The following is a 22,861-nucleotide window of genomic DNA, read 5'->3' as shown; positions in this document are numbered from 1 at the left end:
AAATCGATGGCCGATGGCATTCCTGCCACTGTCCGGTCGCTTCCTGAGGTCGCAGACTGGTCTCAGTCCGGTGCGCACCGGCGGCGAAACCGACAGCAATCATGCGAAAGCGAGCGCCGCCATGGAGTTCCTGTTCATCCTCCTGTTCCTCGTCCTCCTCGCTGCCGCCTCGGCGGCCGGCCTCACGGTCGACAGCCACGATTCGGCCGACTGGAAGCCGAGCGACGATGGCCGCCGCTGGCGGTCACGCACCAACTGATGTGATTAGCGTTGTTTGCGCAGAAAATCCTCGGCGGGACCGCGCCAAAAGGTGCGGCCCCGCCGACGGAGGCCATCCGACGTACGGCAGGCTAGGAGTCATGGCTGACGGCTCCTGGTACGACGCCGACATCGACCACGTGATCATCTCCGAGGCGCAGATCCGCGAGAAGACGGCGGAGCTGGCCAAGCAGGTCTCCGCCGACTACGCCCACGTGGGCGACGGGCTGCTGCTGGTGTGCGTACTCAAGGGCGCGGTGATGTTCATGGCGGACTTCGCCCGGGCGCTGGGCCGCAACGGCCCGCCGGCGGAGCTCGACTTCATGGCCATCTCGTCCTACGGCCAGGGCACCACCTCCTCCGGGGTGGTCCGCATCCTCAAGGATCTGGACCGGGACATCGCTGGTCGGCACGTGGTCGTCGTCGAGGACATCGTCGACTCCGGGCTCACGCTCTCCTGGCTGCTGCGCTACCTCGAGTCGCGCTCGGCGGCGAGCGTCGAGGTGGTCGCCCTGTTCCGCAAGCCGGACGCGGTGAAGGTGCCGGTCCCGGTGAAGTACGTAGGCTTCGACATCCCCACCGAGTTCGTGGTCGGGTACGGCCTCGACTTCGCCGAGCGCTACCGGGAGCTGCCGTACGTCGGGGTGCTCAAGCCCGAGGTCTACGCCCGCTCCTGACGCCGGGCCCGAACCGTCGCGACGGCCCGCCGGTCGACATGAGCTGTACTTGTATCGGCATCCATCAAGCCGACGTTCAGCGCGCTCTCAGCTGATGCGGTTACCGTGTAGCACGGTGGCCCGGAGGTTCCTCCGCGCTCGACCCTCTCGATCGCGTGACCGGGCGCTCGGGTGGCCGAGCCGGACTCCCCGCCACGCCGGCTTCCACCCGGACTCGTCGTATGTTGACTGCGGGGCTGGTGGGCCTGCCCACGGTGCGTGTCGTCGATGTCGAAGGCGCGCAGAGTGCGGGGGCCCGCAGGTTCGCTGTCGGCGTACACGGTCTTTTGATGGTGCACGACTGCGGGGCTCGCAAGCTCACTCCTCGCGTACACGGTGTACCGTCGAATGACCGCGGCGCGGTAGTTTTCGCGCCTCGGGGTCGAGGCCGGCCCGCACGGCGGCTCCGGCCGCCGCTCAACGCGGCGACACCATCAGACGGTCAGGACGTCGATCAGGAGGATGCGGGCGCTCCGGCGCTCGACAACAGTATGGAACGTACGCGTTTCTTCCGCCGACCGGTGGTCTGGATCATCCTGGTCATCCTCGGCGCCGTTGTGCTCAGTCAGCTGTTCACCAGTGGTCCCAGCTACCACCGCGTGGACACTTCCGTTGCGCTCGATCAACTGCACACCGCCAAGATCAACAAGGTGGTCTTCCAGGACAAGGAGCAGACGCTCCAGCTGGACCTGGCCCAGAAGACCAAGTTCGGCAAGACCGAGACCAACAAGATCGAGGCCCAGTTCCCGTACCAGGCTGGCGACCAGATCTGGAACGAGGTGCTGGACGCCAAGGCGAACAACCGGGTCACCGGCCCGGCCGACGCCAAGGTCTCCTCGGACAGCATCTGGGTGAGCCTGCTGGTCAACCTGCTGCCGATCGCGCTGCTCGTGCTCCTGCTGCTGTTCTTCATGTCGCAGATGCAGGGCGGCGGCTCCCGGGTGCTCAACTTCGGCAAGTCCAAGGCCAAGATGATCACCAAGGACACCCCGAAGACGACCTTCGCGGACGTCGCGGGTGCCGAGGAGGCCGTCGAAGAGCTGTACGAGATCAAGGACTTCCTGCAGAACCCGGCCAAGTACCAGGCCCTGGGCGCCAAGATCCCGAAGGGCGTGCTGCTGTTCGGCCCGCCCGGAACCGGCAAGACGCTGCTGGCCCGCGCGGTCGCCGGCGAGGCCGGGGTGCCCTTCTACTCCATCTCCGGCTCCGACTTCGTGGAGATGTTCGTCGGCGTCGGCGCCAGCCGGGTCCGTGACCTGTTCGAGCAGGCCAAGACGAACGCCCCGGCGATCGTCTTCGTCGATGAGATCGACGCCGTCGGCCGGCACCGTGGCGCCGGCATGGGCGGCGGCCACGACGAGCGGGAGCAGACGCTCAACCAGCTGCTCGTCGAGATGGACGGCTTCGACACCAAGGGCGGGGTCATCCTGATCGCGGCCACCAACCGGCCGGACATCCTCGACCCGGCGCTGCTGCGCCCGGGTCGGTTCGACCGGCAGATCCCGGTGGACGCCCCCGACATGGAGGGCCGCAAGGCCATCCTGCGGGTGCACGCCAAGGGCAAGCCGTTCACGCCCGACGTCGACCTCGACGCGGTGGCCCGTCGTACGCCGGGCTTCAGCGGCGCCGACCTGGCCAACGTGATCAACGAGTCGGCCCTGCTCACCGCTCGCAAGGAGCAGCGGGCGATCACCAACGACTCGTTGGAAGAGTCGATCGACCGGGTGGTCGCCGGTCCGCAGCGGCGGACCCGGGTGATGAGCGACCAGGAAAAGAAGATCACCGCGTACCACGAGGGTGGTCACGCTCTGGTCGCCTGGGCGCTGCCGCACGCCGCGCCGGTGCACAAGGTGACGATCCTGTCCCGTGGTCGCTCGCTGGGCCACACCCTGGTGCTCCCCACCGAAGACAAGTACACCCAGACCCGCGCCGAAATGATCGACACCCTGGCGTACGCGCTGGGCGGTCGCGCCGCCGAGGAACTGGTCTTCCACGAGCCGACCACCGGCGCCGGCAACGACATCGAGAAGGCCACCCAACTGGCCCGCGCGATGATCACCCAGTACGGCATGAGCTCCAAGCTCGGCGCGATCAAGTACGGCACCAGCGGGGACGAGCCGTTCCTCGGCCGCAACATGGGCCACGAGCGGGACTACTCGGACTCGGTCGCCGCCGAGATCGACGGCGAGATGCGGGCACTGGTCGAGCTGGCGCACGACGAGGCCTGGGAGATCCTGGTGGAATACCGGGACGTCCTCGACAACATCGTGCTGGAGCTGATGGAGAAGGAGACCCTCTCCACTGCCGACATGGCGCGGATCTGCTCCCGGGTGGTCAAGCGCCCGCCGCTGGCGCCGTACAACGGCTTCGGCAAGCGCCAGCCCTCCACCGAGCCGCCCGTGCTCACCCCTGCGGAGAAGGACAAGCTCAAGGCGCAGGCCCAGGCCGACGGCGCGCAGGCGTCGGTCGGCGGCGTGGCGCCGTCCAACAACTCGGACGGCACGCACTGAGCAACGACCCGACGGCCAGCTCCCCACACCGGGAGCTGGCCGTCTCCGCGACCGAACCCGACGGCGACGACGAGCTGGACTACGTGGCCGCGCGGCTGATCAGCGGCAAACTCACCGGACGCCCCGTCGAGGACGCGGTCGACCTCGGCCGGATCGAGAAGGCCGTCCGCGAGATCCTGATCGCGGTCGGCGAGGACCCGGACCGCGACGGACTCCAGCAGACCCCGGCCCGGGTCGCCCGTGCGTACGCCGAACTCTTCGCCGGCCTGCGGGTCGACCCGGCCCAGGTGCTCAGCACCACCTTCGAGGCCAACCACGAAGAGCTGGTCATCGTCCGGGACATCGACGTCATGAGCCTCTGTGAGCACCACCTGCTGCCGTTTCGGGGCAGCGCGCACATCGGCTACATCCCGGGCCCCGATGGGCGGATCACCGGCCTGTCCAAGCTGGCCCGACTCGTCGAGGTCTTCGCCCGTCGTCCGCAGGTGCAGGAACGGCTCACGTCACAGGTCGCCGACCTGCTGATGAGCAAACTCGCACCACGCGGCGTCGTCGTCGTGCTCGAATGCGAACACATGTGCATGGCGATGCGCGGCATCCAGAAATCCGGTGCCAAGACCATCACGTCGGCCGTCCGCGGCATCCTGCAATCGGACTCCAAGTCGCGGGCCGAGGCGATGGCGCTGATCATCCCCCGCTGACACCCCGACACACCACGGCCGGCCGACGCCCATCCGGGACGGCCGGCCGTCGCGTTTCCCCACCCACCCCACGTTGTTGCGGCCGGGCGGCTTCCCGGCCCGGCCTGTCAGCCAGCGAGCAGCGCCAACAGCAGGCCCGCCGTGGCCAGCACCGCCGGCACCAGGCACACCAACGCGCCGAAACGCACAGTACGGTCCAGCCGCTCGGCGGGGCTGACCCGGAACAACCGGCCAATGCCGATCCAACCGGCGACGAACGCGACCGCCGGCATCGGCAGCCCACAGATCAACGCCGCCACGGTGGCCGGTCCGACCCCCGTCGCCGCCAGAACCACGACCTGGATCAGCGGCACCAGCAGCGCGAACGGCCCGTACACGAGGAGGTTGCGCGCCCGCGCTGGCCAAGACCCCGGCCGGAATCGGCGGCGCGCGGCCAGCGCCGCGTCCGCCGCCTCGGCCCAACCCCGCGCGGTCCGCAGCGCCGCCAACACGGCCGCCGGTCCACCCGCCATCGACCGGGACGCCTCGCTCAGCTCAGGCGGCGACGGCACCAGGGAGATCGCCGGTACGCCCAACTCGCGCAGCCGTTCCTGCTGACTCGCCAGCCCGGTACGGACCACCGTCAACTCCTCCCGGGCGGCCTCCGCCGACCGGGCCTGCTCACCGGCGGCGGCAGCCGCGCCCCGGCGTACCCCGTCCAGCTGGCGGGCGGCCGCAAGATACTCCGTCCAGGCCGTGCTGGGCTCGACCACCCGCGGCGTGGCATCCCCGGTCGCCGCAACTGCCCGCTGCCGCCCCGGCCCGGTCACCGTCGCGATCGGATCCACCTCGACACCCTCCACGCGCGCCACCCGATCAGCCGGCCTCATCGGCGAACGGCACCAGGACGGTGCCCCGCTCGTCCGGGCCGTCCCAGAGCACCGCCCGGTCGGGGCGCACCTGCCACTCGACCGGCCGACCGAAGACCGCTGTGAGCTGCGCGACCGGCACGTCCAGCACGGCCACCGCCGCCAGCTTGTCGACCTCGCCCGCCGGCTCGAACAACGCGGCGAACGGCGGCACCGCACGCCACCAGCCCAGCAGATGCCGCCCAGCCGGCGGTCCGTCCCGCAGGAGCGACCGCAGCCGCTCCACCGGCAGCTCCCGCGGACCCGGCCGGTCCAACCCGAAGACCACCAGGTACGTCGGCAGGTTGTCGGCGGTGTCCGCGAGCAGCGTCGGCAGATCCACCAACTCGGCCGGATGCCGGGCCGCCAGATCGGCCGTCAACGCCTCCGCCAGGGCCCGGGCGCCCGGGTCCGGTACCGCCACCAGGAAGCGGGCCCCGCCCGGCGCATGGTGAGCCGACGTGCTCCGCGCCGCCGTCGCCAACAACCCGCCCGCCGCGGTGCCCGAGCCCAGCACCGCGAGGTTGCGCCCGGCCGCCGGCCCCAGCGGCACGGCGACAGTCGAACGGGCCACGTCCACCGCCCGGCCCAGCAGGGCGGCCGGTCCGTGAGCCTGCCCCGCCAGGGCCGCCCGGTGGCGCGGATCGTTTCCCAGCAGCGGCCGGGCGTAACCCGCGAAGACCACCGGTGGCACCGACCCGGCCGGACGGGCCGCCCACAACTCGTGCCGCAGCGCCTCCACGACCTCCGGATGATCCAGCGGATCCGGATGACGGATCAACCGTTCATGACCCCGGATCGCCCCCCGTGGGCCGCCCAGCCCGCCGGCCGTGTTCACCACCGCGCTGCCCACCGGCAGACCGGCTGCCGAATCGTTCGTCGGCTCCAACACCGGGCTGCCACCCGGAAGCGCCACCCGTACCGGAAACTGCCCGAGCACCGAATCCCGATGACCAGCATCCGCGCGCGCACTCAGCCCCAACTCGCCCGCGCCCGCCAGGACCAGGTGCACGCCGTACGCCCGACCCGCCCGGGCCAGCCCGTCCAACTGGGCGGCCACCTCGGCGGCCAGCCGGTCCCGCTCGGCGAAGAGCAGCGGCACATTGTCCACCACACAGACGATCCGGGGCAGCGGCTGGTGCTGACGCAGCTCCGCAAAGCGTTGCCCCCCGGCCCGAGCGCCCGCCTCCGTGCGGCGCTGGACCTCGGCCGCCAACTCGTCCAGCAGATCCCGGACGTACTCCCGGTCGGCGGCCATCGCGGCCGCGCGCACCTGCGGAACCCACGATCGGTCCCGCTCGGTCTGCAAGAACTCCACGAAGGACTCACCGTCGCCGAGATCCGCCAGGTAGAAGGCCAGGTCGTCCGGCCCGTAACGGGCGGCCAGGCCGAGCAGCGCGGTGGTCAGGAACGCCGCCCGGCCCGCTGCGGACCGGCCACTCACCAGCCAGTGCGGGGTCAACTCGGTGAAGCCCAGCGGCACCGACCGGCCCCCGGCGTCGCCGACAGTGGTGGTCAGCCCGTCGGCCGAATCCGACTCCCACAGTCGCTCGCCCGTCGCCGGCAGCAGAGCACCCAACGCCAACCGGGAACCCGCCTCCACCTGCTCGGCGAGCCGCCGACAGACCGCGTCGACCAGCTCGGCCGGCGGGTCCGACTCGACGAAGACCGGCGAGTTCAAACCGCCCGGCGGATCGGCGCCCGGACCGGCGAACGACGCCCCCGGCGGATCGCCGAGCAGCGCGTACGCATTCCGCAACGCCAGCGAAGTGGTGTGCGGCAGCGGTGCCCGGGCCGAGTACGGGCCGGCCGGCGGCCAACCCGCCACCACCAGGTGCAGCCCAGCGGCAGGCCCCTGCTCGGCCAACGTCTCGATGCGCGCCAGATCGCTCGGGCCGGTCGACTCCGGAAGCGCGGCCACCACAAGCAACAACGTCCGGTCGTGACGGCGTCGCCCACTCGCCCCCGGCGTCACCCACTGCTCCGCCTCGGTCAGCACCGCGCGCAGACCCGCCACATCCACCGCCGGTGGCGGCAACAGGCCAGCATCCGCCAGTGCCCCGAACGGCGTCAGCACCGCCCCGGTGGCATCCACCGCGCGAATCAGCAGGGCGCCCGCCGGTGCCGCACCCAACAACCGCAGAAGTACGGCCCGGAGCAACCCCGCCACCCGTGGCTCCCGCGCGTCAGCGTCGACACTGAGGTGACCGACGCCGACAAGCGGCACCAACGCGGGGAAACGAGCGTCGTCCAACGGCGCCGCAGTACCGACCCGGACGAACGGCGGCGGACCATCACCTGCCGGCGAGTCCACGGTGAGCGAATCCAGTGCCGCGCCCGACCAGCCCGGTGCCAGCAGGGCCGCAGCCGTCCGTAACCGGTCGGCCACCTCGTACTGGCGGCGTTGATCGGCCGGAGCCGGCCGCGTCTCGTCCAGGATCCCGGCAGCCGCGGTCGCGACGGCCGCCGCCCGACGGTGCAGGGCTGCGGCGCGGTTCGTGCGAGCCTTCGGACCGGCCACCGCGTCCACCCCCTCTACCCGAGGTTGGCAACCCCTCCCCAAGCAGAGACGGTATCCCAGCCGACGGTTCTCCTCCGGGAGGTGCCACGGCGCTGCGCCGGTGTTGTCGTGGATCTCACCGGTGGGGAGGGGTCCGTCACGATCCGCTGGATCTGAGGCATTGGCTCCGGAGCGTCCAGCCGATAACTTCAGGAGGTGGAATCAGTGCAGCCCCCCGCCGGTTCCCAGGTCTCCCGCGTACCGGCCCAGCGGACACCGTCCGAGCAACTGCCGCCCGCCCCGGCAACGCCGGCACCGCAGCCGCCACGCCGCCGAATGCGGACGGTGCTCACTGTCGTCGCTGGCGTGCTCGCCCTGCTCTGCCTCGGCGGGGTCGCCACCGTCCTGATTTGGTACAACCGCGCCTCAACGCCCGACCGCAGCACACCGGACGTTGTCGTGGCCAGTTATATTCAGACCTTTCTTGCTGACCGCAACGACGCGAGAGCAAGCGAATTCGTCTGCCAGAGCGGTGCAGATACCAATGCTCTGCGGCTTCTTCGGGAAGATCTGGTAGCGCGTGAACTGCGCTTCAGCGCAAAGATCTCGACAAGTTGGGAGAATTTTGCTGTTCAGCGGCAGGACAATTCAGCCAAAGTTGAGGTTGACCTTATCCTTTCGGCCTTTGTGGACGGGATCTCGCAAAGCGATCGTCAGCGGTGGCGGTTTGAGACACGGCACGAAGACGGCTGGCGGGTATGTAAGGCTGAACGATCTTGACCAAGCTCACTCGATCCACAAGAGATGTACCGGAACTTCCAACGTGGTGGGTGACTGTCCGCGCCAGGCCCAGCGGTACCACTCCACCTCGGGTGTGACTCGCACGCAGATGTCTCCTTCGGCGCCCGAGTAGGTCTCGGTGACCGCCCGAAGGTCGCGGTGCTCCAAGCCGCCCTCGACGTGCACCACCCGCCGACCGGTAACCGCGTCCGCTTCGAAGACCGGTGTGGGGGTCCGGTGTGCGGGGCCGTCCAGCGAGACCAACCGGATGCCCGTGTCCCGGGCGTCGTCCACTCCCGGCCGGCCGCCGACCGTCTCCACCCAGACCCGCTCCACCGGCACCAACGGCGCGAACACCTCGACCTGGTCGGCTTCGGCCCGGTACCACTCGTGCTCGGGGATCACCGGCACATAGGTCCGGGCGCTCTGCACCACCCGGTCGTCCGCGCGCAGGTCCCCGCGCCACCCCATCCCGGGCAGCCCGACCAGCACCCGTCGACCGCGAAGCTCGACCCGCTGCGTCGCGGGGACGATGGTGAGCGCTCTCGGTGGCTGCGGTGCCCAGTCCGGCTGGTCTGCGAATGGGTCAGGTAACGGTCCGGTCATAGCCGTGGTGGCCTCACCCGGCGGCGCGCAGCGGGGCACCCCGCTCGCGCATGAACGGGCCCGGGTTCACCGCCCCGGACGCGCTGCGGTCGTTGCGCAGGTGCACCTCGAAATGCAGATGCGGGCCGGAGGAGTTACCACTGCTGCCGACCTTGCCGATCACCTGACCGGCAGTCACGATTTGATCCTTCTTGACGAAGGGCTGAACCACCATGTGGCAGTACCGGGTGATGTAGCCACCGGCGTGCAGCAGGTCGACGAACCAGCCGCAGCCGCCCTTGCCGGGGAAGCCGTCCACGTTGCAGTCCTGGCGGCCGCGGCGGTCCTCGTCGCAGGTGGAGACCAGCACCCGACCGGTCGCTGCCGCGCGGATCTCGGTGCCCTTGGCCGCGCCGATGTCGACTCCGTTGTGGCTGGGTCGGCTGGCGGTGCGGAAACCGGAGCCGACTCCGCCGGGGATCGGCGCGGTCCAGCCGGAGGCGGCGATCTGACCGCGTTCGGCCGCGTTGCACACCGCCTTGCCGTTGATCTCGACGGTGCGGGCCGCGCCGCCGGCCAGCGCGTCCACGATCCGGCTGGCTATCTCTTCGTGCTTGGCGTACGCGTCCGGGTATGCGCTGACCTGCACCCGCTGCGCGACAACTGTCAGCGGTCGTTGTTGCCAGCTACCCACCTTGACGAGCTTCTCGTAGAACTTGCGGGCCGCGTACGTGGGGTTCAACCGCTCGGCGACAGTGCCCCACCCCGGCCGCTGCTGGAACAGGCCCAGTGAGTCGTGGTCCGCGCCTACCCCCTCGTGCGGCAGGGCCAGGGACTCGGGTACGCCGCTGTTGGCCAGGTTGCGCAGGGCGGACTCCTGCATCGCGGTGGCGAGGGCGACCACCCAACCTCGCGAAGGTACGCCCATGTCCTGACCGACCTTGATGATGATCGCGGCATTGCGGACCTGGGTGTCGCCGTACTGGGCGAACCGCGGCAGCTTGCCCGCGATGTTGACCGGTCGGACCGGCCCGCACTCCATGCCTGCCATGGTGTCGCCGTTCTCGGCGTCGTCGCCTCCGAGCCCGGCGAGGAAGAACGCCGCGGTGCCGCCGGTGCAGCAGAGCAGAAGCAGCATTCCGGTGAGCACTGCGGCGACCACACCGAGCCGGAGGGGACCGCGGCGGAGTTTGGCGCTACCAACGTCGCTCATGGCCGCTCCCAGTCCAGAACGTCGACCAGCCAACCATCATCGGAGCTGACCAGCTCCAACCGGAGCCCGCCGGCATCAAGGGGAAGCAGCAACTCGACGAACGTCTCGGTCCGCTCTCGCATGGTTGGCGGACCGGTGACCTTCTCGGCCGGCACGCTCTCTGGCTCGGCGCCGGTCAACTTGTCCCTCAGCGCCGGCGTGGAGAGTGGCCGTAGACCAGCCTGCCACTCTTCGGTGGTCATCCCGGGACGGCCCAGCCAGGCCTTGGCGAAGCGGTCGGCGGTCTGTTCGGGCGTGCGGGCGCCGGGCGACGTCACGGGTGACGGCGGAGCCGCGCTGTTGAGCAGACCGTCGTCGCCGGCCGTCGGGTCCACCGTGATGATCGGCCCATCCGGACGGGTGCTCAACCCATCGGCCGAATCGCCCGGGTTGGAGATCAGCCTGGCCGCCCCGAGCACAGCGACGACCACCACCCCGATCACGAGCGCCACGCCCAGCCGGGACCGCAGCGCCCGGGTGAAGACGAATTCCAACGCCCGTCGCATCACCGTCACCTCGCCTCTGAGCGCACCCGAGGTCCGGTGCGATCCGTTACCCGCTCGCTGGAGCCCGGGCGGTAGACCACGAACGACGGGTTCTCAGCCGGAACATCCGGCTCGGTCCAGGTCGCTGGCTGTCGGCGTCGGGGCTGCGGGGCCGTTGGGCGGCTCCGACCTCTGCCCTCCTCCGCCGGCGCCTCGTCGGGCCGCTCGCGACCGTCTGGGCGCACCGCGTCTGCGCGTCGGCCCTCGGCCGCGGCTGTCGGCACCGGGGCCGGGTCCTCCCGCCGCGCCTCGGGTCGTAGCCGGGTCTGCGTTGCGTCGGGCGACCGTCGACGTCCGCCCACCGGCTCGGCGGTGCCGCCCGGCTCGGCTACGTCGAGTCGTGCGGCGGTACGCATGTCGCGGAAGAACCGGCGGTGCCAGGACCCGGCCGAACTGACCGCTTCGCTGCTGTCCTTGCCGCCGAGTTGCGTGATCCGCCGATACGGCCGCAGCAGCAGCCATCCGACCACCCCGCAGAGCCACACCAGCACCACCTGTAGCCAACCCGGCAGGGTCGGTGTGCTCATGATCAAGTCGACCGCGAAAAGGTAGATCGCGGCGCCAGTGCCGAAGATGGCGATGTTGAAAACTGCGGCAACGACCGCATTAGCCAGTCGGCGTAGCCCGGCGCTGGCGGGTCGGAGTAGGCCGATCGTGCCGAGAATCGGAGCAGCGATCACCGCCCAGCGGAAGATCAGGAAGCCGAGCAGCACGAGCACCGACGCGGTGAGGTCGAACATTGCGAACAGCACGGCCGCGAGCACCGCGATGAACCCGGAGCCAATCCGATCCATGTCGCGGGTTCCTGTTAAGAATTCGTACGCCTCCGGGTCCTCGGCCTTAATCTGCTCTGCAACCGTCATCCACTGCTGTTGCTTGGCCCCGATCACCACATCACGTGTAGTGGGATTGGAGCGGACTGATTCCGCCTCACCCCAGCTAAGCGATTTGGCATCGTAGAGTGCCCGGCCATACTTTTTAGCGGTCTCGCTGTCCGCTGAGCCAAGCACGCCACGTAGCCAGTTGCGGTAGAGCATCGATTCAGTAGCGGTGTCGCTGGCCCGGACGGCCGGTGGCCGCTTGTCGATGCAAGCGTCTGGATTGGGAAGCACGCACTTGTCGGTCGGGATATCTTTTGACGCCGGACCTAGCGCGTCGTGTACGACGCCGAGCGAAGTGATCAGGGTGCCGTCGGCGATGTTCGCCGACTTGACCGGCCAGGCCGCCAGCGCGGTGACCGCCACCATCACCAGTAGCGCCCACCCTGCCGTCGTCATCGCATTGCTCATGTCCGATTGGCGGGAGCGCCAGAGCAGGTATAGACCCACCACGCAGAGCGTGACGATTCCGAAGACGCTGAATACTTTCTCGTATACGCCTTTGGTGGCTTTCTCCACCAGCGGGTCGGCCCAACTCCACATGGAGCGGGGATCCCAGGCCCGCTCCCGCAGGGCGTTAGAGGCACCCACGACCGCCGTGGCGATCATGAGCTCACCGTTGGCGACGGTGGTGGTGAACTTGTAGTCCGGATGAAGGACGGTGGATGCGCATCCACCCTCCACGTTGTAGGTGTTGAAGCTGTAACCGCCGTAGCCGTAGTCGCTGTAGATGCCCTTCGGTCCGGGCAGCTTGGACGAGTCCGGTCGGGAGGCGAACCAACCAGCCAAGCCCGAGTCCGGGGCGGACGGCACAGGTGGTTTGAGGCAGTCGATCTCCGCCTTGCTGACCTGCTTCAGCTTTGCCACGCAGGCGCGGAAGTCGGCTTGCCATTCGGCGGTCGTGCAGAGGTCGGCGCGGGCCTGGGCAGCAGGCGGTGCGGCGGCTGCGGCCTCCGCACCGATCAGCGGCCAGCTGAGGGTGGCCCCGGCCAGTACGCCAAGGGCGAGCAGGAACGACACGGTCCTTGCCCAGGCCCTAGCCATGTCACGCCTCCAGATCCGGCAGGGGGATGCTCGGCAGGACTCCGGCCGCTGCGGCGATCGCGGCGGGCGTCGTGTCGAGGTGGTCCAGCAGTCCTTCGACGTACGAGACGTCGACTCGGACTTTCTGCACCCGGCCGTCGACGTCACGCATCACGAATTCGCGGAAGCCGAGGCGGGAGGCCGAGTTGGTGTCGGCGGCGGAGAGCGAGGCGAGGGTGGCCTCGTACCCGTCGTTCACCGGCACCCGCAGCAGCCGTAGCGCTTCGGAGGCGATCTCGGCGTCCTCGGCGATGCGGCCGACGAAGACTGTGGAGACGAGGTTCTGCACGTCGAGGCCGAGGATGTCGCGGGGGTTCTGGGAGGCGACAAGTGCGGCAAGGTTCCATTTGCGGGAGTCACGGGCGAGTCGGACCAGGAAGGAGCGTCCGGACCGCCAGCCCTCCATGAAGTGCGCCTCGTCCAAACCGACGAGCTTGCGGGACGACATTGAGCCGCCGTAGCAGCGCCGGACGGCGAGCCGGTGCGCGGTGTGCAGCATCGGCAGGGCCAGTGCTTCCTCGGCTGACCAGTACTCGCGTTCGATCTTGAGGTCGGGCAGCCGTAGCCCGGCCATGGTGATCACGGTGAGCGCCGCGTCGGCGCCGAGCAGCCCTTCCGGCGGTCGGCCGAAGAAGAGCATGGCCAGTGGCATCTCGGCGGTGTCCAGCAGGAGGTTGGCCAGTTCCTTGCCGGCGTCGTCGTCGAGGCGCCCGAGGCAGCTCACCACGTCGTCCAGGGTGGAGGTCTCCTCGGCGGGGACCTGGCGGACGGCGTGCCGGAAGAGGGTGGCTGTCGACGCCTCCCTGGCCACCTGCGGCGGGACGAGCATCATGCAGATGTCCTGGACCAGCATTCGCCGCTCGGCCCGGGCGTTGGAGACCGCGATCTCGAACTCCCGGTCGCCGGCGGCCCCGGTGCCGAACTCGGAGCGCAGCGGCGTCGGGATGAGCGAGTAGGGCGCCAGGGTGCCGTGCTCCGAGCCGGTCAGGTTCAACACCCGGGAGTACGGCCGCAGCTCGGGCATCGCGCAGAGGCGGGCCAGCGGGCCGGACGGGTCGAGCAGGGTCACCTGGACACCTCGGCGGGCGGCCAGGTAGCCCAGGGCGCCGAGCAGGGTGGACTTGCCACCGCCCGGTTCGGCGACGAAGACCGCGAGCCCGGAGCGTTCCCGGACCTCCATGGGAAAGTGCAGGTCGAGGAAGACCGGGCGGCGGCAGGTGCCGGCGGTTCGACCGATCAGGTCGCCGCGCCGGTCGCCCACGTTGGATGCGGCCTGGGGGAGCGCGGCGGCGAGCAACGGCACCGGCATGCGACGCACGTAGCCGGTGTTGGCGATCGGCTCGCCGGGGATGAACTCGCGGGCCAGCCAGTCCTGGTTCTTCGGGTGTTGCAGTGAGATCCGTAGCTCGCGTGAGTAGAGCTGGATGAGCCGGCGGGCCCGCTCCAGGCATTCCTCCCTGGTCCGGCCGCCGACAGCGATCCGGTGCCAGCCGTGCGCCCGGGCCGAGTCGACCGGCAGGCCGGTGGTCATCTCGTCGCCGATCACCAGGGCGCGCTTGGCCAGTCGCTCCAGCTCAGGGGGCGCGTCGATGCCGTGTTCGGCGTAGTCGAGCTGTTGCGAGCGGATCATCCGCAGCCGGTGTTCAAGATTCCGGAAGGAGTCGCCGGAGCCGAGGATGTCGACGCGGGTGGAGATCTCCATCGGCCAGGGCAGCCGCTCGTGGAAGTGCAGCCAGGGCTCGTGCCGTTCCGGAATCTCCAGCGGCTCCATCCGGCCGACAGCGAGCACTGCCACGTGCCGTTCCTCGCCGGTCATCCGGTTGACCAGCTTGACCGTCGAGCCGTACGGGGTGCGGTAGCGCTCGACCTGTTCGGTCATGGCGAGCAGGTCGCCGCGTTCCCAGCGCCCGTCGGTGACGGGGGAGAGGGTGCTCGGCGGCGACATGCACAGCGCCACCGAGCGGTAGAGCAGCCATTCCAGCTCCTGGGCGGTGACCCGCCGGCCGCGCATGCCGAACGCCCCGAGCACCTCGTCGAACTGTTCGACTGTGCGGCCCAGCTTGCGGCGTTCCCCGTCGGCGGTGCCCCGGCCGAAGGTGCGCAGCAGCCGCTCGGTGAGCGAGTCGCCGAGGGAACGCCGGGCGAAGGTGACACCCAGGTAGGTCTGGCCCTCGGCGTGGTTGACCGCCATCAGGTGGCGTTGGGCGGCGACCAGGTGGTCGGCCCAGCCGGTGGTGCCGGGGACGTCGGGCAGCGGCGCCGAGGTGTGCGTGTCGATAGTGCGCGCCCACTCGTCGGCGGGGAACGGCCGGGTGGTGCGGCGCAGGTGCAGTCGGAAGCCGGCCAGTCCGGCGTACTGCTCGGAGATCGCCGACAGCAGCGCCTCACGCTCGGCGTCCGGCCGGAAGGCCCAGCGGACCTCGGGCAGCCAGTACCACGCGGTGACGGTGTTCGGTGTGAAGGTGAGGTGGCCGGCGATCTCGGTGATGGCCAGCTCGACCGACGGATCCCGATCCCCGAATTTGATCTTCGGAGCGCGAACCCGGGTCGGCTTGATCGGTCGGTCCGGTCGGCTCGCCGTGCGCTGTCGGGGTGTGGCTACCTCTTTGCCGGTGGCCGCGGTGCCGGTGCTCCTGGGCCGTTCCGAGTCGGTGGCCCGGCGCGCCGTACGTTCGAGAGCTGGCCGATCCGCAGCCGTGATCATGGCCGGCTGCTCCGAGGGAGCGGTGGAGCGGCCGGCGGCGGGCGTCGGCTGGGGTGGCGCTTGAGCCGCCGGTCGGTCCGGCGACGTCGCTGTGGGGCGGCCGCCCGGCACGGTGTTGGTGGGTCGGCGGACCTGGCTGCTGGTCATCGACGGCGACCCGCCGTCGGTGGGTGACTCGGACTCGTCCGGCGGACGCAGCATCGGCCGTCGATCGCCGGCCTGGTGCGGCACCCGGGACTCGTTGGTCGGGTGGCGGCCTCCGTGTCGTGGCTCGACGGGTCGGCCACCGTTGCCGGCCGGCGTCCACTGTGGCTCGACTTCGGGAACCGCGCGGGCTGGTGCCGGGCTGCCGGTGGGCGGCGGCTGGTGCGGGATCGCCGGCTGCTCGCGGGTGCTCGGGCCGGCGGTGACCGCTCGTGGCGAGGCGGGTCGCCCTGCGCCGCCGAAGAGGTCCAGGAAGGGGGAGTCGATGTCGGCGTTCTCGCCGGCCGACACGGCGGTGGGCTCGGCCGGTGGCGTCCGGCGGGGAACCGGCCGGGGTGCCTGGAACACGCCGACGGCACCGTGGCCGGGTGACGTCACCAGCGCGGGGTCGAGGGCGACCTCGTCCTCGTCCTCGGTGTAGTCGAATGAGTGCGCACGGTGACCGGCTGGTGCGCCCGGTCGGCCTGCCGGGGAGCCCGGCGTGGAGGAGCGGCTCATGCGATCGCCTCGGCGACTGTCGGCAGACCCATGCCCGCGTCCTGCGACGGACCGCTCGACGTACGTCCGGTCATGCCAGCTCCTCCCGAATCCTGATCCGGCTGCCGACCAGGCGCGGATCGCGCTGCTCGACCGCCGGCTCCCGGGTGCGTCGCCAGTCGGTCAGCGCGGTGCGGATGACCACCCGCGCCGGCCGATCGGGGTCGACGTGCCGGAAGATGAACGACGTGGTCACGATGGCGAGTGCGATCTCCCAGGCTGGGAAGAGCTCGACCGTCAACGTGAACAGCCAGTGGATGAACATGTAGAGGGGGACCAGCAGCATGAAGAGCCCGTACTGGGCGTAGGGCAGGTGAACCGGAAGGGTGTAACCGGGCGGCCCGAGGTAGACCAGGCGGGCCCGGTAGATGTCGTCGTCGGTGCGCAGCCGCATCTGGTGAACGCGCCTATTCGAAGATCAGGTCGATCAGGTAATCGCCGACGAAGAAGAGTGTTGCCGCGCCCGCGATGAAGGCGAGCCCGACGATGGCGATCGCGGAGCTGGTCAGCACCTTGGAGATCTCGCCTCGGCTGGCGCGGCCGATGAAGATGACACCCAGGACGGCGAGCAGGATCGGCGCGATCTTGCTGGCGAAGAAGGTGACGACACTGTTCGTGTCGATCCCCTTCGGTGCCGGCTCCGCGAGCGGAGCCGACGCCAGGGTGGAGAGCGCGTGGGCGACGCCGGACGACGCCGTCTCCATGAGCTCGAAGGCGATCACTGGAACCTCCCCATAGCGCGGCCGGCGGTGCCGCGGCGGTGCAATAGGCAAGCCTGGCGGGAAAAGTGCTCCACAGGGCATGGCGTTCTTGACCCTGTGTTCGTTACTCACCACGGAGGGTGGCGAGGTTTGGGCGGTTTTCCCCCGCTTCGGCCCTCCCTCCAAGCTTCGCCATCTCGATGCTGGCCAATTCCAAAGCGTACGGGCCGCCCCGGATTGCGACAAGCCGCGAAGGGGCTGCCCGATACTGCCCAGATGACCGATCGTACACCTGTTCTAATCGGCACGTCAGGGGCAGTGGTGCGGGGCCCACCCGGGTCGCTGGCCGCCGCCACCGCGACCGGTACCGTCTAGTCGTGACCGATCTGGTGCGGGCTTCGGGCCCGGTGGTGATGGGCGTCCTCAACGTCACACCGGACTCCTTCTCCGACGGCGGACGGTACGCCGACCTGGACGCCGCCGTCGGACACGGCGTCCGTCTACGGGACGCCGGTGCGCAGCTGGTCGACATCGGCGGCGAGTCGACCCGTCCGGGCGCCGAGCGGATCGACGCCGCGACCGAGGCCGAGCGGGTGTTGCCGGTCATTCGTGAGCTGACCGCCGCCGGTGTGCCGGTCAGCGTCGACACCAGCCGCGCGCGGGTCGCGGAGGCCGCCCTGGCCGCCGGCGCGGCAGTGGTCAACGACGTCTCCGGTGGCCTGGCCGACCCGGACATGGCCCGGGTGGTCCGCGACGCGCACTGCCCCTGGGTGCTGATGCACTGGCGTGGGCACTCCCGTGCCATGCGCGAGTTGGCCACCTACACGGACGTGGTGGCCGATGTCCGGGCCGAGTTGGCCCAACGGATCGACGCGGCGCTGGCCGCCGGGGTGGCCGCCGACCGCCTCATCGTCGACCCCGGCCTCGGCTTCGCCAAGACGGCCGCGCACAACTGGGAGCTCAGCGCCCGCCTGCCGGAGTTGCTGGATCTCGGTTACCCGCTGCTCTTCGGGGCGAGCCGTAAGTCGTACCTCGGTGGGTTGCTCGCCGACCCGGACGGCACGCCGCGACCGACCGCCCAGCGGGAGGCGGCCACCGTGGCCACCAGTGTGCTGGCGGTCGCCGCGGGCGCCTGGGGCGTACGGGTGCACGACGTGCGGGCCACCGCCGACGCGCTCGCCGTCTGGGCGGCGACCGGCAGCCCCCGCCTGGCCGTGCCGCCGCACGCTGGGAAGCGGACGCAAGACGATCACGAGCAGGGGGTACGGCGATGACGACGGACCGGATCCAGCTGACCGGCCTGCGGGCGCATGGTCGGCACGGGGTGTACGACTTCGAACGCGAACAGGGGCAGGACTTCGTGGTCGACGCCGTCCTGGAGCTGGACCTCGGCCCGGCCGCCGCCAGTGACGACGTCGCCGCCACAGTGCACTACGGCGAGTTGGCCGAACGCCTGGTCGCGGTGGTGACCGGTGAGCCGGTCAATTTGATCGAGACCCTGGCGGACCGGCTCCTCGCGGTTTGCCTGGCCGACGTCCGGGTCGACGCCGCGACGATCACCGTGCACAAGCCGGAGGCTCCGGTGCCGCACACCTTCGCCGACGTGGCCGTCACCATGACCCGGGCGCGTACCCGGTGACCCGGGCGGTTCTCTCGCTCGGCAGCAACTTGGGCGACCGCCTGGAGCACCTGCGCACGGCCGTCGCCACCCTCGGCGACGCGGTGCTCGTGCTCTCCGGGGTGTACGAGACTCCACCGTGGGGTGACACCGATCAGCCCGCGTACCTCAACGCGGTGGTGCTCGTGCAGGACGAGAGCGCGACAGCGCGCGACTGGCTGGAGCGGGCCCGCGATGCGGAGCGCGCGGCCGGCCGGGTCCGTGACCCGCAGCGGCGGTTCGGACCGCGCACCCTCGACGTGGACGTGATCGCGGTCTGGGGCGACGACGACGAGCCGGTGCTCAGCGACGAGGAGGAGCTGACCCTGCCGCACCCCCGGGCGCACCTGCGCGCCTTCGTGCTGCGTCCGTGGATCGACATCCAGCCGTACGGTCGGCTGCCCGGTCACGGTTGGCTGACCGACCTGCTGACCACCGGCCCCGCCGCGGACGAGGCGTTGGAACTGCGTCCCCGGCCGGAGTTGGCGTTAGAGTCGACGGCATGACCGAGCGGAACCGGCCGGCATGACGCAGGCGAAGCCCCCACCGGGCGGGTCGGGCCCGGACGGGTCGCGGATGGGCCCCACCCGGATCTCGACCCTGGTCGTGGCAGGCCTGGCTGCCGCGGCGGTGGCCTGGCTGCTGATCAGCACCCTCTACTACAGCGGCATTCCCCGGCTGCCCTGGCTGCCGGTGGTGACGCTGGCCGGGCTCGCGGTGCTGGAGGCGTACGCCGCGATCAACACCCGGGGCCGGATCGAGCGCAAGCCGGGCCGGGAGCCGGTCAATCCGCTGTTGGTCGCCCGCTTCGTGGTGCTGGCCAAGGCGTCGGCGCTGGCCGCCGCGATCTTCGCGGGCTTCTACGCTGGGCTCACCGGCTGGCTCTTCGTGGAGACCACCCGCGCCGCCCTGGACGACCGATCGGCCGCCGGCGGAGGCCTGCTCGCCTCGCTGGCACTGGTCGGTGCCGCGCTCTGGTTGGAGCGCTCCTGCCGGGTGCCGGAACGCCCTGACGACGAGCGCGAGCAGGACCCGCGGGAAAGCCGCCCCGGCCAGCGCTGAGCAGGGGGTTACGCCCGGCTGCGGTCGCGGGTACGGTGCCTGCGATCGGGGAGCAAGGGCCGCCCAGGGTCCGTCCGTGCGCCGGACTGGGGACGGTCGGCCACTGGGGAGGCGGCGTCATGGGGTACGAAGAAGCGGGCCGGGACCGGTCGGCCGAACCCTCGTCGGGGGTGCCGGCCGCCGTCCTGGACAACGTCTTCGACGATCCCGCCCACGGTGAGCCCGGCCGGGACCGGATCGGCGTACACCTGGGGTGGGAGCTGCTGCTGCTGGCCGGGCTGGCCGCCGTGAGCTGGCTGCTCTGGCGGGAGGATCCGGCCGCGGTGCGCGACGGCAACCTGCGCACGCTGCTGATCGACGCGGTCGGGCTGGGGTTGCTCGCCCTGGCCGCAGGGCTGAGCCTGCGGACGTCCGCGCCGAACCTGGCCGTCGGCCCGATCGCGGTGGCGGCCGCCCTGCACTACGCCGAGCAGGGTGACCGGGGCCTGCCGGCGTCGCTCGGCCCGGCCGTGGCGGTCGCCGCGGTGGGCGGGCTGGCGTTGGCGCTGGCGGTGGTGGTGCTGCACGTGCCGGGCTGGGCCGCCAGCCTGGCCGGCGCCGCCGCCGTGGTGGTGTACATCGAACGCCGCTCGGCGCCAGTGCTGGTGCAGGGCGACTACGACCCCACCAGCAGCGCCGGTTACCTCTTCGCCGGCTTCGCCGCGGTGGCCGTCCTGGGTGGGCTGTTCGGCGCGATCCGGGCGATCCGCAGGCTCGTCGGCAGGTACCGACCGATCGCCGACCCGGCCCGTCGGCGGGGCGCGGTGGCCGCAGTGATGACCGCCGTCGCGCTTGTCGTCTCCACGGTGCTGGCCGCTCTGGCCGGCGTGCTGCTCGCCGCCAACGACCCCGGGCCGGTGGCGCCCACCTCGGGGCTGGACTGGACGGTGCTGGCCATCGGGGTGGCCCTGCTCGCCGGCACCAGCGCGTACGGCCGCCGGGGCGGGGTGTTCGGCACGCTGCTGGCGGTCGGCCTGGTCACTGTCTTCCAGGTGTACGCGCCGGAGCGTGGCTGGACGCTGAGCAACTGGGTGGTCGGCGGGGCCGCGCTCGGCGTCGGGCTGCTGGCCACCCGGCTGGTCGAGACGCTCGGGCGGCCTCGACCGGGCGGCCCTGAGCGGCCCGAGCCGGTCAGCGACGGCACGATCAGCTCGGGCTGGACCACACCGCAGCCGCAGTCCGTCGACAACTGGCCTCCCACGCTGCCGACCCAGGCCGCGCCGCAACCGGTCGACCCGTGGCGGGATCCCCGGTGGGAGGACGGCCCGCGACGGTGGGACACCGACGAGCGGTGAGCCGCGTCGCGTCCGCCGAGCCGGAGCTGATCTCGACAGTTAGGCTCGGCGGCATGACCGACTCACCTGCCGCCACCCCGGGCGGAACCTCGTTCGAGGAGCTTGACGCGCTGTCCACCGAGGAGCTGCGGGAGCGGGCGTTCGCCCGGGCCCGGGAGCACCGGGACGTGGGTTTCTTCTGGTCGGTGCTGCGCCACCTGCCGAACGCGGACGAGGCCACGGTGCTGGATGGCGCCCCGAACTCGATCGGCCCGACGATCGACGAGGCCAACGCGCTGTGGCGGGAGCTGACCGGTCACGGCTACGAGGAGTCGGCGCCGCTGCTGCGGGCCGCCTTCATCGACTACCTGATGAAGCACTGAGCCGCTCGGGACAGCTCAGGTCCAGCCGAGCCACCGGTTCGGGGCCTGGGCGGATCGCGTCGCTCGTCAACCGGTCCGGCCCGGTCAGTCGCTACGGCACGGCCGCCGGCACCGGCGCGCTCGCCGTGTTGCTGCTGGTCGGCATCTGCGGCAGTCCGGCGTACACCGGCTGGGCCGTCACCCTCACCGACCCGGAGTCGGCCGGGGCCTTCTACGCGCGCCTGCTCGCCTGGCCGGCCTGGCGGCTCGACGCGGACGGGCAGGCCGGCGGGTTGTTCGCCGCCGACCTGCGCGCCGTGCTGCTGGTGGTCCTCGCTGTGGCGCTGCTCTACCTGTTGCCGGCCGCCCAGGTCGCGCGGGTGCCCGGCCCGGTCAGCCAGTTCTTCTCCGGCTGGGCCGCGTACGTGCTGGCTGGCGGGCTGGCCGCAGTGCTGGCGGCGCTGCTCGGCCCGGCGCCGTCGCTCCTGGGGGCACTGCAGGACGCCAGCACCGGTGCCGGCTACGGCTTCCTCACCGGGTGGATCATCGGCATCGCCAGCCTCGGCGGTCGCGCCTGACCCGGCCGAGGCGGGGGCAGGCGCGACGGTCGTGCCTGCCCCGATCGGGGGTCAGCTGCTCGGGCGGCCGAGGTCGAGCAGACGCTGTCGGCTCAGCGCGCCCACCGGCCGGCCGGCGTCGGTCACGAGGAGCCGGTCCCGGCCCGAGGTGAGCAGGACCGCCAACGCGTCGTACGCCGAGCCGTCCACAGCGACGGTGGGCAGGTCCGGTGCGGCGTCCTCGGGCACCGGCTCCAGCGCCGCCCGGTCGAGCGGGGTGACCGCCAACCGGCGGATGCCCCGGTCGGCGCCGACGAACTCGCGTACGAACGCGGTGGCGGGCGCGCCGAGCAGCGCGGCCGGGGTGTCGTACTGCTCCAGGTGCCCGCCCTCGGAGAGGACCGCGATCCGGTCACCGAGTCGGACGGCCTCGTCGAGGTCGTGGGTGACCAGCACGATCGTCTTGCGTACCTCGGCCTGGAGGCGCAGGAACTCCTCCTGGAGGCGGGCCCGGACGATCGGGTCGACGGCCGAGAACGGCTCGTCCATCAGCAGCACCACCGGGTCGGCGGCGAGCGCCCGGGCCACCCCGACCCGCTGCCGCTGGCCACCCGACAGCTCGTGCGGGTAGCGACCGCCGAACTCCGCCGGGTCCAGTCCGACCAGGTCGAGCAGCTCGTCGACCCGGGCCCGGGTCTGGCCCTTGGGCCAGCGGAGCAGGCCCGGCACGGTGGCCACGTTGGCCCGCACGGTCTGGTGTGGAAAGAGACCGACGTTCTGGATCACGTACCCGATTCGACGGCGCAGTCGCACCGGGTCGACGTTCGTGACGTCCTCGTCGCCGAGCGTGATGCGACCTGCGGTCGGTTCGATCAAGCGATTGATCATCCGCAGCACCGTCGACTTGCCGCAGCCGGACGGGCCGATCAGCACGACCAGTTCGCCGGCCCGGACCTCCAGGCTGAGGTCCCGGACAGCTTCAGTGCCGTTCGGGTAGCGCTTCTGGATGCCCTCCAGGGAGATCGACGCCGCGCGAGGGGATTGGGCCACGCCGGCAGCCTCCGGGGTA

Annotated in this window: 22 protein-coding genes; 12 read left to right on the top strand and 10 right to left on the bottom strand. The window is 71.1% G+C overall.

The features are described 5' to 3' along the window. Positions 1 to 13: 13 nt before the first annotated feature. The 4 genes from AB0B94_RS24975 (at position 14) to folE (ending at position 4,185) form a co-directional block, all read left to right on the top strand. On the top strand, positions 14 to 259 hold the full coding sequence (locus AB0B94_RS24975; RefSeq protein WP_357285277.1) for a hypothetical protein: 246 nt from the start codon (positions 14 to 16) through the stop codon (positions 257 to 259). Between the two features lie 100 nt (positions 260 to 359). Then, positions 360 to 935 carry a hypoxanthine phosphoribosyltransferase gene (gene hpt, locus AB0B94_RS24970; protein ID WP_112582849.1) on the top strand — a complete coding sequence of 192 codons (576 nt, stop codon included), beginning with the start codon at positions 360 to 362 and terminating at the stop codon, positions 933 to 935. 530 nt (positions 936 to 1,465) lie between these two features. Further along, complete coding sequence (gene ftsH / locus AB0B94_RS24965; protein WP_124860881.1) at positions 1,466 to 3,484, top strand: ATP-dependent zinc metalloprotease FtsH; 2,019 nt, start codon at positions 1,466 to 1,468, stop codon at positions 3,482 to 3,484. 35 nt (positions 3,485 to 3,519) lie between these two features. Further along, complete coding sequence (folE, locus tag AB0B94_RS24960; RefSeq protein ID WP_091403265.1) at positions 3,520 to 4,185, top strand: GTP cyclohydrolase I FolE; 666 nt, start codon at positions 3,520 to 3,522, stop codon at positions 4,183 to 4,185. Positions 4,186 to 4,292: 107 nt separating this feature from the next. Here the strand turns inward: folE and AB0B94_RS24955 are convergent, their stop codons facing one another. Next, positions 4,293 to 4,937 (bottom strand): hypothetical protein, encoded by a 645-nt coding sequence (locus tag AB0B94_RS24955; RefSeq protein WP_357285256.1) that lies wholly within the window; start codon positions 4,935 to 4,937, stop codon positions 4,293 to 4,295. A 103-nt stretch (positions 4,938 to 5,040) separates the two neighbouring features. Then, on the bottom strand, positions 5,041 to 7,602 hold the full coding sequence (locus tag AB0B94_RS24950) for an FtsK/SpoIIIE domain-containing protein (RefSeq protein ID WP_357284924.1): 2,562 nt from the start codon (positions 7,600 to 7,602) through the stop codon (positions 5,041 to 5,043). A gap of 195 nt (positions 7,603 to 7,797) precedes the next feature. Here AB0B94_RS24950 and AB0B94_RS24945 point away from each other — a divergent pair, with 195 nt between their 5' ends. Beyond that, positions 7,798 to 8,352 (top strand): hypothetical protein, encoded by a 555-nt coding sequence (locus AB0B94_RS24945; protein ID WP_357285253.1) that lies wholly within the window; start codon positions 7,798 to 7,800, stop codon positions 8,350 to 8,352. 6 nt (positions 8,353 to 8,358) lie between these two features. Here the strand turns inward: AB0B94_RS24945 and AB0B94_RS24940 are convergent, their stop codons facing one another. The 7 genes from AB0B94_RS24940 to AB0B94_RS24910 all read right to left on the bottom strand — a co-directional run bounded on the left by AB0B94_RS24940 (position 8,359) and on the right by AB0B94_RS24910 (position 16,862). Then, positions 8,359 to 8,958, bottom strand: coding sequence for a hypothetical protein (locus AB0B94_RS24940; RefSeq protein WP_357284920.1), 600 nt, complete (start codon positions 8,956 to 8,958; stop codon positions 8,359 to 8,361). A gap of 13 nt (positions 8,959 to 8,971) precedes the next feature. Further along, positions 8,972 to 10,150: a M23 family metallopeptidase gene (locus AB0B94_RS24935; RefSeq protein ID WP_357284917.1), complete on the bottom strand. Its 1,179-nt coding sequence runs from the start codon at positions 10,148 to 10,150 to the stop codon at positions 8,972 to 8,974. After that, positions 10,147 to 10,704 carry a hypothetical protein gene (locus AB0B94_RS24930; RefSeq protein WP_357284914.1) on the bottom strand — a complete coding sequence of 186 codons (558 nt, stop codon included), beginning with the start codon at positions 10,702 to 10,704 and terminating at the stop codon, positions 10,147 to 10,149. The genes AB0B94_RS24935 and AB0B94_RS24930 overlap by 4 nt, the downstream gene beginning before the upstream one ends. Further along, on the bottom strand, positions 10,701 to 12,656 hold the full coding sequence (locus AB0B94_RS24925) for an MFS transporter (RefSeq protein ID WP_357284911.1): 1,956 nt from the start codon (positions 12,654 to 12,656) through the stop codon (positions 10,701 to 10,703). Before AB0B94_RS24925 ends, AB0B94_RS24930 begins: the two co-directional genes overlap by 4 nt. A gap of 1 nt (position 12,657) precedes the next feature. Then, positions 12,658 to 16,101: an ATP-binding protein gene (locus tag AB0B94_RS24920; protein ID WP_357284908.1), complete on the bottom strand. Its 3,444-nt coding sequence runs from the start codon at positions 16,099 to 16,101 to the stop codon at positions 12,658 to 12,660. A gap of 70 nt (positions 16,102 to 16,171) precedes the next feature. Next, positions 16,172 to 16,534, bottom strand: a complete 363-nt coding sequence (locus AB0B94_RS24915; protein WP_053654782.1) for a hypothetical protein — start codon at positions 16,532 to 16,534, stop codon at positions 16,172 to 16,174. A 13-nt stretch (positions 16,535 to 16,547) separates the two neighbouring features. Next, a complete protein-coding gene (locus AB0B94_RS24910; RefSeq protein WP_030327982.1) occupies positions 16,548 to 16,862 on the bottom strand; it encodes a hypothetical protein in 315 nt (104 codons plus the stop codon). A 356-nt stretch (positions 16,863 to 17,218) separates the two neighbouring features. Here AB0B94_RS24910 and folP point away from each other — a divergent pair, with 356 nt between their 5' ends. From folP to AB0B94_RS24875, 7 genes are all read left to right on the top strand, one after another. After that, positions 17,219 to 18,115 carry a dihydropteroate synthase gene (gene folP, locus AB0B94_RS24905; protein ID WP_357284904.1) on the top strand — a complete coding sequence of 299 codons (897 nt, stop codon included), beginning with the start codon at positions 17,219 to 17,221 and terminating at the stop codon, positions 18,113 to 18,115. Continuing rightward, entirely contained in the window at positions 18,112 to 18,480 is a 369-nt protein-coding gene (gene folB, locus AB0B94_RS24900) for a dihydroneopterin aldolase (protein ID WP_357284901.1), read from the top strand. The genes folP and folB overlap by 4 nt, the downstream gene beginning before the upstream one ends. Further along, positions 18,477 to 19,004 (top strand): 2-amino-4-hydroxy-6-hydroxymethyldihydropteridine diphosphokinase, encoded by a 528-nt coding sequence (gene folK / locus AB0B94_RS24895; protein WP_238667219.1) that lies wholly within the window; start codon positions 18,477 to 18,479, stop codon positions 19,002 to 19,004. Before folB ends, folK begins: the two co-directional genes overlap by 4 nt. Positions 19,005 to 19,023: 19 nt before the next feature. Beyond that, complete coding sequence (locus tag AB0B94_RS24890; protein ID WP_357284898.1) at positions 19,024 to 19,560, top strand: DUF3180 domain-containing protein; 537 nt, start codon at positions 19,024 to 19,026, stop codon at positions 19,558 to 19,560. 119 nt (positions 19,561 to 19,679) lie between these two features. Continuing rightward, positions 19,680 to 20,894, top strand: coding sequence for an ABC transporter permease (locus tag AB0B94_RS24885; RefSeq protein ID WP_357284895.1), 1,215 nt, complete (start codon positions 19,680 to 19,682; stop codon positions 20,892 to 20,894). A 53-nt stretch (positions 20,895 to 20,947) separates the two neighbouring features. Continuing rightward, on the top strand, positions 20,948 to 21,256 hold the full coding sequence (locus tag AB0B94_RS24880; RefSeq protein ID WP_091403607.1) for a hypothetical protein: 309 nt from the start codon (positions 20,948 to 20,950) through the stop codon (positions 21,254 to 21,256). A gap of 53 nt (positions 21,257 to 21,309) precedes the next feature. Continuing rightward, positions 21,310 to 21,813: a hypothetical protein gene (locus AB0B94_RS24875; protein WP_238667315.1), complete on the top strand. Its 504-nt coding sequence runs from the start codon at positions 21,310 to 21,312 to the stop codon at positions 21,811 to 21,813. Positions 21,814 to 21,864: 51 nt separating this feature from the next. Here AB0B94_RS24875 and AB0B94_RS24870 read toward each other — a convergent pair whose 3' ends face one another. Next, complete coding sequence (locus AB0B94_RS24870) at positions 21,865 to 22,842, bottom strand: ATP-binding cassette domain-containing protein (RefSeq protein ID WP_357284891.1); 978 nt, start codon at positions 22,840 to 22,842, stop codon at positions 21,865 to 21,867. Positions 22,843 to 22,861 lie beyond the last annotated feature (19 nt).

It is taken from the genome of Micromonospora sp. NPDC048986 (assembly GCF_040649335.1).
Taxonomy (GTDB): Bacteria; Actinomycetota; Actinomycetes; order Mycobacteriales; family Micromonosporaceae; genus Micromonospora; species Micromonospora alfalfae.
Note: the sequence above shows the minus strand (reverse complement) of the source record. Positions and strands in the feature narration are given on the sequence as shown.